Origin of the sequence: Aeromicrobium piscarium, assembly GCF_007421815.1 — a bacterium.
Lineage (GTDB): Bacteria > Actinomycetota > Actinomycetes > Propionibacteriales > Nocardioidaceae > Aeromicrobium > Aeromicrobium piscarium.
In genome coordinates this window covers 23461-36651 of the sequence record NZ_VLNT01000015.1, presented here as the reverse complement: position 1 = coordinate 36651, position 13191 = coordinate 23461, and the positions used below count along the sequence as shown (strand labels likewise).

Here is a 13191-nt window from a genome sequence, read left to right as displayed (position 1 = left end):
CGATCATGTCCGCGACGCAGAGTGCACCCGATCCCCTACGCCCGCCTGCCCTGACGGCCGGCGCCACTCGCCTCCTCGATGTCGCCTCGGGCCTGTTCTACGAACGCGGCATCCACGCCATCGGCGTCGACACGATCGCCGAGGAGTCCGGCATCACCAAGCGCACTCTGTATGACCGGTTCGGCTCCAAGGACGGCCTGGTCGTCGCCTATCTGCAAGCCCGACACGCACACTGGTGGGAACTGCTCGTGCAACGCGTTGACCACGCCGACCGCCCCCGGGCGCTCGCCGTCTTCGATGCCTACGTAGCCGACGAGCTCTCCTCTCACCGCGGCTGCGCCTTCCTCAACGCCGCCGGCGAGCTGTCTGTCGACCACCCCGCTCATCGCGTCGTCAGGGCGCACAAGCACGCCGTCCGTCATCTGCTGGCCGAGCTGCTGCGCGCCGAGGCATCGAGCGACGCCGATCGCGAGTCCGTCGACACCACGGCCGACCATCTCTTCCTCCTCCTCGAGGGCGCCATCGTCCAGCGTGGGCTCACCGACGACACCACCCCCGTCCTTCGAGCCCGTGCGATCGCCGCAGATCTCCTCACCTGACTCCAGGACGGAGCTGGAGCCCGAGGGCCAGCACCGCCACGAGCGCGACCGCCGAGATGGCGATCGGCAACGACGCGACCGTGGCAACGCCGCCGATGGCCGGGCTCAGAGCGATCGTCGCGATCCGCATCGTCCAACCGATCCAGGTGACACCCGCGTGTGGCCGCAGACCCGGCAGAGCGTCGGCGCGAGCGAAAGCCAGAGGAACGGTGATCGCACACCCGAGCCCCGCTAGCGCCAGGCCGACCAGCGTCAACCAGGCTCCCGGTGACCATGCGGCCGACGTCAGCCCCCCGGCCACCGCGGCGAGGCTGGTGATCAGGGCGGCGCGGTGGCCGACGCGATCGATGAAACGATCACCGAGCAGCCGCCCGATGAACTGAGCGATGAGCAGCGCGCTCAGGCCGATGCCCGCGGACGATGCCGGCACATCGCGCTCGGTGGACAACAGAACCGCCGACCAGTTGTTGCCGACGTCCTCGACCGATATCCCCGCCAGCGCCACCAAGGCCAGCGGTGCCAGCAACACCATGGCGTGCCGCCCCAGCGGACCGGGCTCCGCCTCCTCCGTGGACGCTCGGCGCGCCTCGGGAAGGAAGAGGCGTGCAGCCGCTGCCATCGCGATCACGCAGAGCACACCCCACGCCGTGAGGTGGAGCGTCAACGGCACGCCGGCCGATGCCGCGGCGGTACCCACGACTCCACCGATGGCCGCGCCGATGCTCCACCCTGCGTGCATGGACGTCAACACCGAACGTCCGTAGACCTCCTGCACGCGCAGGCCCTGTGCGTTCTGTGCAACATCGACCACGGCATCACCGAACCCGGCGAGGATCAGCCCGGCCGCGAAGATCCCTGCGCTCCCGACCACCACTCCGGAGCCGGCCACCACGAGCGCCAGCGCGATCCACGCGGTGCCGATCGCGGTCGTCCACCTCATCCCCAGGCGACGCAGCACCACGCCGGGGAGGTGGAATGCCCCTGCCGCACCGATCGTGAACCCCACGACCACGATCCCGAAGACCGCGGCGCTGAGTCCGAGGTCGTCCTTCACCTCGGCGTATCGCGCCAGCAGGGTCGCCGGGAGGGCTCCGTTCGTGGCGAAGGCGACCATCGCCGCGGCACGGGCACGACGAGGAGTGGCGGAATGTTGCACATCGAGCACTCTTGCCGTGGAATCGAACATGTGCAACGTGCGAATCGGCTCAAAACGATCGCCAACGCGGTCCGCGTCCCCGGCGGTGCCCGCGTCGGCGACCTGGCGCGGGCCACCGGCACGTCGCCGATGACCATCCGGCGCGACCTCGCCGAGCTGGAACGCCAGGGTGTGCTGCGCCGTACCCACGGCGGAGCGGTGAGCCTGCCCACGCGCGGCAGCCGCCTGCCGTTCGCGGTCCGCCTCGGCGGACATCTGGAGCAGAAGCAGTCGATCGCCGCCGCCACCGTGGAGCTGATCCCCGATGGCTCCAGCGTGATCGTCGACACCGGCACCACCTGCTCCGCCGTGGCTCGGCGGTTGCCATGACAACCGCGGAAGCACATCGTCCGTCCTGGACCGGGTCGGTCGGCACGCCGGTCATCGCCGAGAGACCGGGCGGATCGTGGTCAGGAAGACCGCGGTGAGGATGGCGAGCGCGGCGCCGGAGAGGAACATCCAGGACGCACCGCCTCCGAGGCCGCCGATGAGAGTGCCGAGGCCGATGCCGACATAGATCCCCGAGGAGTTCAAGGCGACCTCCAACGAGGCGTCCTCGGATGCCGCGGCCATCAGGCGGTGCTGCTGTGGCGGGGTCTGGCACCAGGTACTCGCGCCCCACACCCAGGTCACAGGGCGACGAGGATCACCGGGCTCGAGCGAGGACGATCTGCCAACTCCGCCCTCCACCTCGGCGTCCAGATCGGACTCGATTACGTCTGCTGCTCGCCCTATCGGATCCCGGTCGCGCGCCTCGAGGCCGCCCGTGCCGTGTTGATGGACTCATGATGATGCGTTACGGCGGCCATGGCGACCACAATGCATCGTTCACCTAAGTCACGATCTCGTTCCAGGCCGTGAGCTTGTCGGGATTGCGGACCGCGTGGACCCGTTGGATCCTTCCATCGCCCACGGTGAAGGTGATCACGGCGAGGACGCGGCCCACTCCGGTCGCCACGAGCCCCGCCTCGCCATTGACCATGTCCTCGACGATCGTGAGGTCCGGCTGTCTCCCGGCGACGCCGAGGAAGAACCACGCGACCTCCTCGGCACCCCGAAGCGGAGCAACGGAGGCGGAGACGATGCCGCCTCCGTCGGTGACCGCCGTCGCCGACGGATCGAGCGCACTGACGAGGCCGGCGAGGTCGCCCGCCCGCCAGGCACGAGCGAAGGAGCGGACGGCCGCGGTGTGCTCGGAGCGGCTCACCGGTCGAGCACGCGTCTGCCGCAACCGGCGACGGGCGGACGCAGCGAGCTGCCGGCACGCCTCCGGACTGCGACCGACGACTGCCGCGACCTCCGGGAAGGTGCATCTGAACACGTCATGAAGGACGAAGGCCATACGTTCGGCCGGGGTCATCGACTCCAGCACGATCAGGAGCGCCATCGACACCGACTCGTCCATCGTCATCCGGTCGGCGGGATCGAGGGGATCGCCCTCGGCGTGGCTGGTCCACCGTCCCGGCATCGGCACGGGCTCGGGGAGCCACTCCCCCACATACCGTTCCCGACGGACGCGGGCGCTGCGGAGCATGTCGAGTCCGATGCGGCCGACCGTCGTGAGGAGCCATGCGCGCGGTGACGCGACCTGCCGATGATCTCGGTCGTCGAGGCGGTACCAGCGGACGTAGGCCTCCTGCACCGCGTCCTCGGCATCGGCGACCGAACCGAGCAGCCGGTAGGCGAGGCCGAACAGCGCCTCGCGTTCGACCGGCTCAGACTGCCCGCCCCGGCCGGTCCGGCTCTGGTGCGTCATGGCCCCTCCTCGTGACGTCCTGTCCTATTCAAGACGACGCAGCCCGACCGATCGTGAGGTCCGGCGTCCCGCCTCACGATCCGTCGGGCTGCGTCGTCCAGGTCGTAGGCGGACGATCGTCCGTCCACCGCACCGAGAGGAAGGCACCTCATGTCCGACGACCCCATCACGTTCATCAACATCATCGACGTCGATCCGTCGAAACAGCAGGAGGTGGTCGACCTGCTGACCGAGGGTGCCGAGAAGGTCGTCTCCCACCGCCCGGGTTTCGTCTCCCTCACGATCCTGGCGAGCGCCGATCGGAGCCGCGTGGTCAGCATCGCCCGCTGGGAGAACGCCGAGTCCGCCCAGGCGACACAGGCCGATCCGGCGGCAGCGAGATACGCCGAGCGCACGGCGGCCCTCGGAACACCGAGCCCCGGCGTCTACTCCGTCGTCGCCGAGGTCGGCTGAACCGTCGACCCGATCTCTCAGTCTCTGGCCCGTGGTCCTCTGAGGGACGACGACCCGGACCCGGCCCTTCGTCGGCCGGGCGACCGATGACGGACCCGCGTGTCCGACTCGCGGGTAACCGTCTCCATCGCGTAAAAAAGGCGGGTGAGTCACTCGACGACGGACAGCGCGATCGGCATGAACCCGTCCCCCAATATCTCCCACTCGATCACTGTGCGCCTTGAGGTGCCACCCGGCGGAACAGCCGTCGGTCACCTCACCACGACGGTGGAATCGGCAGGCGGCATCGTCACCGCGCTCGACGTCGCCGCGTCGCGCTCCGATGCACTGCGCATCGACCTCACGATCGCCGCGGGCGACACCGCGCACGCCGACCGCATCGTCGACGCGTTGCGCGACATCCCGGATGTCGACGTCAAGAAGGTCTCGGACCGTACCTTCCTCATGCACCTCGGTGGCGTCATCGAGACCGCCTCGAAGCACCCGCTGCGCAACCGCGACGACCTCTCGATGGTCTACACGCCCGGCGTCGCGCGCATCTGCCAGGCGATCGCCGCCGACCGCGAGGACGCGCGCCGCCTGACCGTGAAGCGCAACAGCGTCGCGGTCGTCAGCGACGGCTCGGCGGTCCTGGGTCTCGGCAACATCGGTCCTCATGCGGCACTGCCGGTGATGGAGGGCAAGGCGGCGCTGTTCAAGACCTTCGGTGCCATCGACGCGTGGCCGCTGTGCCTCGACACGCAGGATGTCGACGCGATCGTGGAGACCGTCGCGGCCGTCGCCCCCGGATTCGCCGGCATCAATCTGGAGGACATCTCCGCGCCTCGCTGCTTCGAGATCGAGAAGCGTCTCCGCGAGCGGCTCGACATCCCCGTCTTCCACGACGACCAGCACGGCACCGCGATCGTCGTGCTCGCGGCGCTGCGCAACGCGCTGCGCGTCGTGGAGAAGTCCCTCGACGAGGTGCGCGTCGTGCTCGTCGGCGCGGGCGCCGCCGGAACCGCGATCCTGCGGCTGCTGCTCGGCGCCGGTCTGCGCAATGTGGTCGTCTGCGACATCGACGGTGTCGTCTCGACCGCCCGCGGCGATACCGACCCGACGCTGAAGTGGATCGGCGAGAACACCAATCCCGAGGGCCTGTCCGGCACCCTGCGCGACGCGCTCCCGGGAGCCGATGTGTTCATCGGCGTCTCCGCTCCCGGCCTGATCGGTGCTGCCGATGTCGCCAAGATGGCCGACGGCGCGGTGGTCTTCGCGCTGGCCAATCCCGACCCGGAGATCGACCCCTCGCTCGCCCGCGAGCACGCCACGGTCGTGGCCACCGGCCGTTCGGACTACCCGAACCAGATCAACAACGTCCTCGCATTCCCGGGCATCTTCCGCGGTCTCCTGGACGCTCACGCGCACGATATCGACGTGCCGGTCCTCATCGCGGCTGCCGAGGCTATCGCGGCCTGCGTCGAGGACGAGGAACTCAACGCCGACTACATCGTGCCCAGCGTGTTCCATCCCGAGGTCCACCATCGGGTCGCCGAATCGGTGGAGCGGGTCGCCCGCGAGCAGCTGCGCGAGTCGTCGAGCTGAGGCTCACACCGTCGGTGTGACCTTCGAGAGACCCTCCGGCTGGTCGGGATCGATACCCCGGGCTCGCGATATCGCGAGTGCCAACTGCTGCCCGCGGATGGTCGCGAGGATCGTCGTGAGCTCGGGGTTGGTGGCCGGAAGGCCGGCGTCGGCGTCTCCGGACCCGATGAGCCGGGCCAACCGGCCATCAGCTCGCAGAGCGCCGATCAGATCGCGTGTATCGTCATCGGCCGGACCGTCACCGGCGAATCCGATGACGGGGACGCCCGCATGGGCGAGGTGGACCGGGCCGTGCCGGAAGTCCGCGGTCGAGAATCCGTGCGCGGCGACACCCGCGGTCTCCTGGAGCTTGAGCGCGGACTCGAACGCGGCGGCATCACAGAAGCCGCGCCCCACCAGTGCCATCGCCCCGAAGGCGGCGAGCTCGCCGCCGAGAGCCTGCATCGACTCCCCGTCGTCGAGCACCTCGCGAGCCTGATCCCCCAAGGCGGCGAGCTTGCCGCCGCTGATCCGTGGGCCGCCGAGCGCAGTGACGACAGCGAGTCCGGCGAGCATCTGCGCGGTCACCGTCTTGGTGGCCGGCACCGCCTTCTCCTCCCCTACGCCGAGCACGACCGGCACGTCGCTGACCGCCGCCAAGGGCGAGTCGCCGTCATTGGTCACGCCGACGACCAGCGCCCCCGCCTCACGGCACGAGGCGGCCAGGTCGACGATCTCGGGTGTGCGCCCGGACTGCGACAGCGCCAGGACGAGCCACGACGCGTAGGCAGCCGGCGACTGCCCGTAGGCCGTGTACACACTCGGCGTCAGCAGGCTGACCGGCGTGCCGCTGCGCGCCTGGGCCGCGTAGGAGGCCACCCGTGCGGCGTTGTCGCTCGAGCCTCGCGCCAGCACGGCCAGCCCCCGCCGGGACTCGGCGCCATGGCGCCGCAGCTCCTCGACGATCGCCTCGAAGCGGTCCGCGATCCGTGCGAGCGCAGCTGGCTGTTCGTCCATCTCCTGGCTCATCTGACGGCCAAGCTCGGTCATCGGGGGTTCTCCTCGGGTCGCAGCAGTTCAGTGGGGGTGCCGACCGCCAGTTCGGCGGGCAGGCCGAGCCAGCGCGCGACGCCGGCACCGACATCGGCCAGGGACGTCAGGTCGTGCCCCTTGGACAGGTGGGTCTCGGTCGCACCTCGGCAGGCGAGCACGGGCACCCATTCGCGGGTGTGGAAGGGATGGCCGATGGAAGGGTCGTTGCCGTGGTCGGCGGTGATCACCAGTAGGTCGTCGGGACCACCGGCACAGGCGATCTCGCCGATCCGCTCGTCCACGTATTCGAGCAGATCGGCATACGCCTCCGGCTCCTGGGAATGACCGGCGAGATCGGTCTGCTGCACATTGGCCACCACCAACCCATGGCCGGCGCCCTCGACCACGGTGTCCATGATCCGGTCGGTCTCGACCGCCGGCTCACGACGGAGATCCGCGGCGCCGACGAGCAGGTCGGCAGCCTTGCCGACGAGCGCGACATCGATGCCGTGACGGGCTGCGACCTCGTGCAGCTGACGCTCATGGTCGACCTCGGCCCCCAGATGGAGGACCTCGAGCCCGTCGTGCCGATAGAGCCCGCTCGCCGGGGTGTCCATGCCGATCGCACCGTCTGCCCCCTCCCTGACGGCCTCGGTGAGCGGCCGGTCGGTGTGACCGCCGACAGCGATCACCCGGGCGACGGGAGCCACCGATCGGACGATCCTCGCGATGGCGACGATCTCGTCGAAAGGCAGATCGGTCAGCCGGCAGGAGACGTTCCAGTTCAGCCCCGGATCGGCTTCCAGGTTGTCGTGCACGAGAGCGACTCCGTCGACCACCAGGAGCGGGAGCCCGTTGAGGCGATCGACCTCGTGGCCCGCCGCGCGCAGCGCATCGGTGACGATATCGAGCCTTTCGGCCAGTAGGCACAGGGTCACATGGGACATGTCGGCGCCCATGAGCGTCTGGTGCCCCGCGAAGGAGTCGGCCCCCGGGTAACCCAGAGCGCTGCGCCGCGCGACGGCGTCGAGCGGCGGCCCGGCCAGGGGGTCCGCGAGATCGTCGCCGAGATCGGGTCGCAGCGTGCCGAGACCGAGCCGGGCCAGCCACGGGACGCGGAGGGCCCGGCCCCGTTCACGACGCGACCAGGCGGTGAGCGAGCCGAGCGTGTCGGCACTGACGTCCGATGCGCGCAGCGTCCCGGCATCGGCCGTAGCCCCGATCCCGAAGCCGTCGATGACCACGATCGTGGCCGAGCGATTCGTCATCGCAGCCTCCTCCCCTGTGGGTCGAACACACCGTCCAGACGGGGAGCACCGGCTCCGAGGCCCGAGACGACGGCGACCTGCGAGCGGGTCACGAAGATCTGCGTGCGGAAGGCCATGACGGCGGTGTCGCCGATCCGCGCCTGCGGACCCTCCTCGTCCCAGTCGAACCTGCGGTAGTAGTCGATGCTCGCGGCGGGGGCCTTGTGCAGGGTCGCGGCCCTGGGTCCGTGATCGGTGTGCACGACCATCCGCCGCGCGTGACCCCGTGAGTAGAAGCCGCCGCCGAAGACGCTGGGCGCCGAGCCGAGCTGGGCGATCTCGGAGACGTACACGAGCGCCGGCTGCTCGACGAGATCGTCACGGACCGCGTGCTCCGGAGTCGTCCCGGTGAGCGCGTGACCCGGTTCACCGATGTGTCCGCCGAGGTCGGCGATCTGCCCGATCGTGCTGACGCTCGTATGACTGGGCAGCGACAGCAGTGGATCGATGCCATGGCTGCTCAGGAGGCGAGCCGCCTCAACCACCCTCGGGTAGGTCTCGGTAGGCTCCGGACGCTGCGCGGACTCGTCGAAGCTGATGCAGGGGAACCCGGTCACTCCGGCGATCTCGGCGCCGTCGATCCCGCGGGCCAGGGCGAGTGCTCCCTCGATGTCGTCGAGCTCGAAGCCGCCGTCCTGCCCCGGGAACGTGACGTTCTGGGCACCGCGGACCTTGAGGAACACTCGCTGCGTGCGGCCCAGTGCCGAGGAGGCGGCCGCGACGGCGCGCAGGTTCTCGTTATCGGTCACCGTCACGTAGCCGGGATCGGCGGCCAGCAGTGCCGGCAGCCGGCGGACAGGGATCTGCACGAGGTGGCCGAGGTTAGCGAGCCGCACACCGACGTCGAGGAGGGTCTGTGCTTCCCGATGGTCGATCGCGGTCGCGGAGCCGATGTGCTCGGCGATGGTCGCGCTCACGAGGGGGTTGCGACCGTACTGCTTGGCGACGAACCACAGGTCGACGTCGTGCTCACGCCCCGCGGTCGCGAGGGCGGCGGCGTTGCGAGCGACGGCATCACGGTCGATGACGTAGGTGTCGGGCTCGATGACACCGTCGCGGTGGAGCGCGACGGCCGCGTCGATCAACTCGGGATTGCGGCGTTGGGTGGTGGGCAGGAACACTCAGGCTCCTCTCTCGGCCAGGGCTCGGCGCAGGATGTCGGCGGTCAGCCCGGCCCCGGCACGCATCGGATTGACGCGCACGGCCCACTCCCGCAGCTCCGGCTGCGCCTCGAGGGTCGAGGACGAGAGCCGGTAGACGAGCGGGGTGATCTCGTAGCGGGAGTTGGAACCGACCGGGAAACGAGCGGCACCGTGCTCCGCGGCCCACTGGGGCACGTGCTCGGCGACGGGCTCGTCCAGGAGGGCGATGACGCACAGGTCCTGGACATTGGCGAGACGGGCGTCGACGATGCCCGGGACGCCACCCTCGGACAGCGAGGCGACGAGCTCGACGGAGGCCTGGGCCTGGGCCGCCCAGTTGAGCGGCACCATGACGAGGGCCTGGAGCGCGGCGAGCGCCTGATGGCCCTGGACCTGTCCGCCCCCCGAGTAGTTGGCATGGCGCACCCGCTCGACGACGTCGCCGGCGCCGACGACGACGCCGACACCCTCGGGGCCGTGCAGTTTGAAGAGCGAGAACGCGGAGACATCGGCGCCGAGCTCGGTGCCGATGCGCGGCGCGCGGAACACCGCGTAGTTGTCGTCGACGATGACGCGCCGTCCGGCCTCGGCGGCCAGGGCGATCACCTCGGCGGGCTGGTGGGCGTCGCCGAGTCGTTGTCGAGTGTGCTGCACGTACACCCATGCGGCCGGCTCCTCCTCGAACGTCCGACGGACGGCCTCGATGTCCTCGAAGTCGACGCGGACCGGCTCGACGAGGCCGTCGCGGAAGGTGGTCGCCGTCGTCGAGTAGTCCGGGGCGTCGTGGACGATGAGCCGGCGCGAGCCCTCGGCCCACGGACCGGCGGACAGTGCGGCACGGATGGCACCGGTGCCGGCGCCTTGCACGAGACAGGCGTCGTCAGCACCGAAGGTCTGCGCGAGCGAACGCTCCACCCGACGCGTGGTGTCGGGCTGCCCGAGGCCCGGCACCACCCCGGCATCGCTGCGGAACACAGCGCCCTCGGGCAGATGCTCGGCGACGGCTGCCACGAGCCGCTGTTGGGCTTCCCAGGCCTGCGCGGAGCTGATGATCGGCAGCGGGGTCGTGGTGGGCAGGAGGGGACGATTCATGGTTCCTCGCTTCCGGTCAGCCACCGCAGTGCGTTGGCGCGGTAGAGCAGGTCGAGTACGTCGGCGCCCACTCCCCTGTCCGCGAGCATCCGGCGGAACGGGCCGAGGACGTGTCCGTAGCCCTGGCCCTGGCGATCGCGCAGATAGGTGTCACGGGAGATGTCGTTGCTGAGCAGGAGGTGACGCTCGAAACCGGCCTCCAGCAGATCCAAGAGCAGCTCGGCGCGCCGATCGTCGCTCTGATAGCCGGTCTTGCCGACGGTGTCGAAGGCGATGTAAGCCCCCGCCCGCGCGAGGTCGACGTGCTGGCGGCCGTCGTCGCACAGGTCCTGATGTCCCAGCGACACGCGGTGCGGCGAGAGTCCTTCAGCGGTCAGCAGGTCGAGCTGCTCGCGCGCCCCTTGTCCCAGGTGCGCGTGGGTGCCCAGCGAGAGTCCGCTCTCCACCGCGGCTCGCGCCGAGGCGCGCAACCCGGTGCGCTCCGCGTCGCTCGCCCGCTCCCCATGACTGCCGATCTCACCGAGAACCCCGGGCAGGATGCCGCCATCGAGACCGCCGAGGATGTCCGCGAGCAGCAGCTCGGTCGCTTCCTCGACGGACGTGCCCGGCTCGCCACGAGGGTGGAATCGCTCGTAGTACCAGCCCGTCGCCACGACGACCTCGACGCCGGAGTCCTCGCTGATCCGCCGGACCACGCGAGCGTCGCCGCCCATACCCCGGCAGGTCAGGTCGATGACCAACCCGAGATCGTGGTCGCGCCGGGCATCGGCGAGTTCGGCGGTCACCGCGCCGGTATCGTGCAGCGTCGCCTCGGCGTCGCTCTCTGTACGCAGATCGAGGTGCAGGTGCTCGTGGGCCAGCACCGAGCCGGAGACATCCCCGGCCTCGAGTCTCCGCCCGGTGGCAGTGCGGATCGGCATCAGGAGGCCACCGGCGCCACGAGTCCGACCAGGTACAGCAGATTCAGTGCGATACCGCTGACGATCACGGCGGACGGTCCGGCGGCCATCCGCACCACGGGGCGTCCCATCGACTCGTTGAGCAGGTAGAGACCGCCGACGAGGGCGATGCCCAGGCCTCCGCCCATCGCCAGGCCCGCCATGAGCGAGCCGACGAGGATCGCGAGCGAGAGAGACTCGGTGATCGCGTTGCGGATGTGATCAGCGGCATCGCGCACGCTCGGCCAGTGCTGCAGCCAGCGGCCCAGTGCGCTGAGGAGGAAGACCTCGACGGTCATGATGAGCGCGCCGAGCACGAAGGCCACCGCGAGCGCCAGCGGCCACGAGTCGACGAACATGTGCGTGAGATAGCCCACCGGGTACACGAAGGTGAAGCCCGCCATCGCGTAGGCACCCGAGGCGAGGGCCGTCGTGGCGATGAGCGGCACGAAGCCGAAGGCGCGCAGGAAGTCGACCTGGGCCGCCTCGGCGTACGATCCCTCCGCGACGAGGAAGCTGGTGGCCTCGCCCCCGCCGAAGATCCCGCTCGCCGCCAGCATGCACACCAGGCCACCGAGGATCGCGAACCACACGATGTTCTTGCGCAGACGGGTCGCGTTGGGGCCGAAGAGCTGGTTCGAGACCTCGGCGGTCGCGGCGCGCTGTGTCTCGTACGCCTCCTGCTCCTCGGCGCTCTTGCCGGCGAGCTCGGCCAGCTCCCGGCGCCGAGTGGTGCGGTCCCGGGTCACCGCGAACACGAGCAGCATGATGACGCCGACCGCCATGGCGATGGAACCGGCGAACAGATCGGGCCACAGGTTCATGGAGAGCAGGATGGCGGCGATCTCGACGACGAGCGTGAGAACGCCCTTGAGACGGCCGAACTGCCGCGTGATGGCCAGCACCGGGAAGATCGTGAAGAGCCACAGGATCGGCGTCGAGATCTGTTGCAGCGAGGTGATGAAGTCGATCGGCAAAGCGGTGGCGGCCGAGTTCGCGGCGTTCAGTCCGAAGACGCACACGGCTCCCCACGCGCCACCGGCGACCGCGGCGAGCCAGCGCCACGGGGCCAGGAGGCCCAGGATCTCGACGGGCAGGAAGACCAGCCACGGGTTGAGCACGCCGGTCGAGAGCGCCATCGGCGCGCCCAGGCCGAAGATGAATCCGGCCGACAGTCCGAACACGATCGTCGCGGTCGCCAGGCGTGTGGAGGTGCCGCGGATGTAGTCGAGCAGGAACGGCCGGGCGCCGTCGTTGAAGACGGCCAGCGCGGCATTGGCGATGAGGGCCGCGAAGGCCGACAGCACGATGACGAGGACGCCCTGCCAGGGCTCGAAGGAGACGGTCGACGTCTCGGCGGCGAGCAGCATGGCTCAGGCCCCCTGACGGGCCTCGAGGGCCCTCCACAGCATCGGCACGATGTCCTGCACCTGGTCGATCGAGAAACCGAAGGCGACATTGCCCGCCTCGACGGCGGCGTCGATCTGCTCCTGCGAAGGGAGCGAGCGCCCGAAGGTGTGGGTGCGCTGCGATCCGAGGAAGCCGATCAGTACGCCCAGACTCGCCCCGGCGCCGGTGTGGCACGTGCCGAGGTAGAAGTCGACCGCACCGGACTGCAGCTGGACGGCCGCATCCATATCGGTGCCGATCGTGACGGTGTCGCCGTCGCCCAGCAGTGGTCGCAGCGCGTCCGCGACCTCCGACTTGGCGACTCCTCCGGCGATGATCTTCATGACTGCTCCTTGGTAGAGGTCAGGGCGAGGGTGCCCAGGTGGAGACTGAGGTACTGCTGTTCGATCGACGACAAGGGGACGCCCAGTCGTTCTTCCGCGCGGGTCGAGACCGCGGCGGCATCGGCGACGGCGGAGGGGAAGTGCGTGACGACCTCGCGGTAGACGGTGTCACCCGGTGGGTCGATGTCCGGATCGCGGCGGATCATCCGGCCGAGCGCGGCGATGAGATGTGCGGTGAGCGCCCCTGCCGACTCTTCGGTGACGTCGAACTGCGGTTCGAGTCGTTCCAGCTCCTCGCGGACGAAGTCGACGACGCCGTCGGGGGTGTCGTCCATCGCCTCGTAGAGGGCCAGCCGCTGACGCAGCGTGTCGTCCATCAGG

Annotated in this window: 15 protein-coding genes; 4 read left to right on the top strand and 11 right to left on the bottom strand. The window is 69.9% G+C overall.

Annotated elements, in window-relative coordinates; all coding sequences use genetic code 11:
- Nucleotides 1-5 precede the first annotated feature (5 nt).
- Nucleotides 6-599: a TetR/AcrR family transcriptional regulator gene (locus FNM00_RS14860; protein ID WP_143914335.1), complete on the top strand. Its 594-nt coding sequence runs from the start codon at nucleotides 6-8 to the stop codon at nucleotides 597-599.
- On the opposite strand, the gene FNM00_RS14855 is transcribed toward FNM00_RS14860, so the two are convergent.
- The gene (locus tag FNM00_RS14855; RefSeq protein WP_143914334.1) at nucleotides 592-1755 is read right to left on the bottom strand and encodes an MFS transporter; all 1164 of its coding nucleotides are present in this window, start codon (nucleotides 1753-1755) and stop codon (nucleotides 592-594) included. The genes FNM00_RS14860 and FNM00_RS14855 overlap by 8 nt on opposite strands.
- Nucleotides 1756-1785: 30 nt before the next feature.
- On the opposite strand from FNM00_RS14855, the gene FNM00_RS14850 reads away from it, so the two are divergent.
- A complete protein-coding gene (locus FNM00_RS14850) occupies nucleotides 1786-2124 on the top strand; it encodes a DeoR/GlpR family DNA-binding transcription regulator (protein ID WP_185973174.1) in 339 nt (112 codons plus the stop codon).
- 51 nt (nucleotides 2125-2175) lie between these two features.
- On the opposite strand, the gene FNM00_RS19050 is transcribed toward FNM00_RS14850, so the two are convergent.
- Both FNM00_RS19050 and sigJ read right to left on the bottom strand, forming a co-directional pair.
- Nucleotides 2176-2367 carry a hypothetical protein gene (locus FNM00_RS19050; RefSeq protein WP_221933760.1) on the bottom strand — a complete coding sequence of 64 codons (192 nt, stop codon included), beginning with the start codon at nucleotides 2365-2367 and terminating at the stop codon, nucleotides 2176-2178.
- 259 nt (nucleotides 2368-2626) lie between these two features.
- On the bottom strand, nucleotides 2627-3550 hold the full coding sequence (sigJ, locus tag FNM00_RS14835) for an RNA polymerase sigma factor SigJ (RefSeq protein WP_143914332.1): 924 nt from the start codon (nucleotides 3548-3550) through the stop codon (nucleotides 2627-2629).
- A gap of 150 nt (nucleotides 3551-3700) precedes the next feature.
- On the opposite strand from sigJ, the gene FNM00_RS14830 reads away from it, so the two are divergent.
- The gene (locus FNM00_RS14830; RefSeq protein ID WP_143914331.1) at nucleotides 3701-4003 is read left to right on the top strand and encodes an antibiotic biosynthesis monooxygenase; all 303 of its coding nucleotides are present in this window, start codon (nucleotides 3701-3703) and stop codon (nucleotides 4001-4003) included.
- A gap of 177 nt (nucleotides 4004-4180) precedes the next feature.
- Nucleotides 4181-5587: an NAD-dependent malic enzyme gene (locus tag FNM00_RS14825; RefSeq protein ID WP_143914376.1), complete on the top strand. Its 1407-nt coding sequence runs from the start codon at nucleotides 4181-4183 to the stop codon at nucleotides 5585-5587.
- Nucleotides 5588-5590: 3 nt separating this feature from the next.
- Here FNM00_RS14825 and FNM00_RS14820 read toward each other — a convergent pair whose 3' ends face one another.
- Genes FNM00_RS14820 through FNM00_RS14785 form a run of 8 tightly spaced genes read right to left on the bottom strand, consistent with a single transcriptional unit; the run spans nucleotide 5591 to nucleotide 13187 of the window.
- Nucleotides 5591-6616, bottom strand: a complete 1026-nt coding sequence (locus FNM00_RS14820) for an SIS domain-containing protein (RefSeq protein ID WP_143914330.1) — start codon at nucleotides 6614-6616, stop codon at nucleotides 5591-5593.
- Nucleotides 6613-7866, bottom strand: a complete 1254-nt coding sequence (locus FNM00_RS14815) for a phosphopentomutase (protein ID WP_143914329.1) — start codon at nucleotides 7864-7866, stop codon at nucleotides 6613-6615. Before FNM00_RS14815 ends, FNM00_RS14820 begins: the two co-directional genes overlap by 4 nt.
- Nucleotides 7863-9026, bottom strand: coding sequence for an alanine racemase (locus FNM00_RS14810; RefSeq protein ID WP_143914328.1), 1164 nt, complete (start codon nucleotides 9024-9026; stop codon nucleotides 7863-7865). Before FNM00_RS14810 ends, FNM00_RS14815 begins: the two co-directional genes overlap by 4 nt.
- A complete protein-coding gene (locus FNM00_RS14805) occupies nucleotides 9027-10139 on the bottom strand; it encodes an aminotransferase class V-fold PLP-dependent enzyme (RefSeq protein WP_143914327.1) in 1113 nt (370 codons plus the stop codon).
- The gene (locus FNM00_RS14800; RefSeq protein WP_143914326.1) at nucleotides 10136-11059 is read right to left on the bottom strand and encodes a phosphotriesterase family protein; all 924 of its coding nucleotides are present in this window, start codon (nucleotides 11057-11059) and stop codon (nucleotides 10136-10138) included. Before FNM00_RS14800 ends, FNM00_RS14805 begins: the two co-directional genes overlap by 4 nt.
- Nucleotides 11059-12447 (bottom strand): YhfT family protein, encoded by a 1389-nt coding sequence (locus tag FNM00_RS14795; RefSeq protein ID WP_143914325.1) that lies wholly within the window; start codon nucleotides 12445-12447, stop codon nucleotides 11059-11061. Before FNM00_RS14795 ends, FNM00_RS14800 begins: the two co-directional genes overlap by 1 nt.
- Before the next feature lie 3 nt (nucleotides 12448-12450).
- Entirely contained in the window at nucleotides 12451-12810 is a 360-nt protein-coding gene (locus FNM00_RS14790) for a DUF2620 family protein (protein ID WP_143914324.1), read from the bottom strand.
- Nucleotides 12807-13187, bottom strand: a complete 381-nt coding sequence (locus tag FNM00_RS14785; RefSeq protein ID WP_143914323.1) for a PRD domain-containing protein — start codon at nucleotides 13185-13187, stop codon at nucleotides 12807-12809. The genes FNM00_RS14790 and FNM00_RS14785 overlap by 4 nt, the downstream gene beginning before the upstream one ends.
- Nucleotides 13188-13191: the final 4 nt, after the last annotated feature.

What these genes read in the sequence shown, in the direction of transcription:
- FNM00_RS14860 (WP_143914335.1), top strand. Translation starts at nt 6, where the DNA reads ATGTCCGCGACGCAGAGTGCACCCGATCCCCTACGCCCGCCTGCCCTG.
- FNM00_RS19050 (WP_221933760.1), bottom strand. Translation starts at nt 2,367, where the DNA reads ATGGCCGCGGCATCCGAGGACGCCTCGTTGGAGGTCGCCTTGAACTCC.
- sigJ (WP_143914332.1), bottom strand. Translation starts at nt 3,550, where the DNA reads ATGACGCACCAGAGCCGGACCGGCCGGGGCGGGCAGTCTGAGCCGGTC.
- FNM00_RS14830 (WP_143914331.1), top strand. Translation starts at nt 3,701, where the DNA reads ATGTCCGACGACCCCATCACGTTCATCAACATCATCGACGTCGATCCG.
- FNM00_RS14825 (WP_143914376.1), top strand. Translation starts at nt 4,181, where the DNA reads ATGAACCCGTCCCCCAATATCTCCCACTCGATCACTGTGCGCCTTGAG.
- FNM00_RS14820 (WP_143914330.1), bottom strand. Translation starts at nt 6,616, where the DNA reads ATGACCGAGCTTGGCCGTCAGATGAGCCAGGAGATGGACGAACAGCCA.
- FNM00_RS14815 (WP_143914329.1), bottom strand. Translation starts at nt 7,866, where the DNA reads ATGACGAATCGCTCGGCCACGATCGTGGTCATCGACGGCTTCGGGATC.
- FNM00_RS14805 (WP_143914327.1), bottom strand. Translation starts at nt 10,139, where the DNA reads ATGAATCGTCCCCTCCTGCCCACCACGACCCCGCTGCCGATCATCAGC.
- FNM00_RS14800 (WP_143914326.1), bottom strand. Translation starts at nt 11,059, where the DNA reads ATGCCGATCCGCACTGCCACCGGGCGGAGACTCGAGGCCGGGGATGTC.
- FNM00_RS14795 (WP_143914325.1), bottom strand. Translation starts at nt 12,447, where the DNA reads ATGCTGCTCGCCGCCGAGACGTCGACCGTCTCCTTCGAGCCCTGGCAG.
- FNM00_RS14790 (WP_143914324.1), bottom strand. Translation starts at nt 12,810, where the DNA reads ATGAAGATCATCGCCGGAGGAGTCGCCAAGTCGGAGGTCGCGGACGCG.
- FNM00_RS14785 (WP_143914323.1), bottom strand. Translation starts at nt 13,187, where the DNA reads ATGGACGACACGCTGCGTCAGCGGCTGGCCCTCTACGAGGCGATGGAC.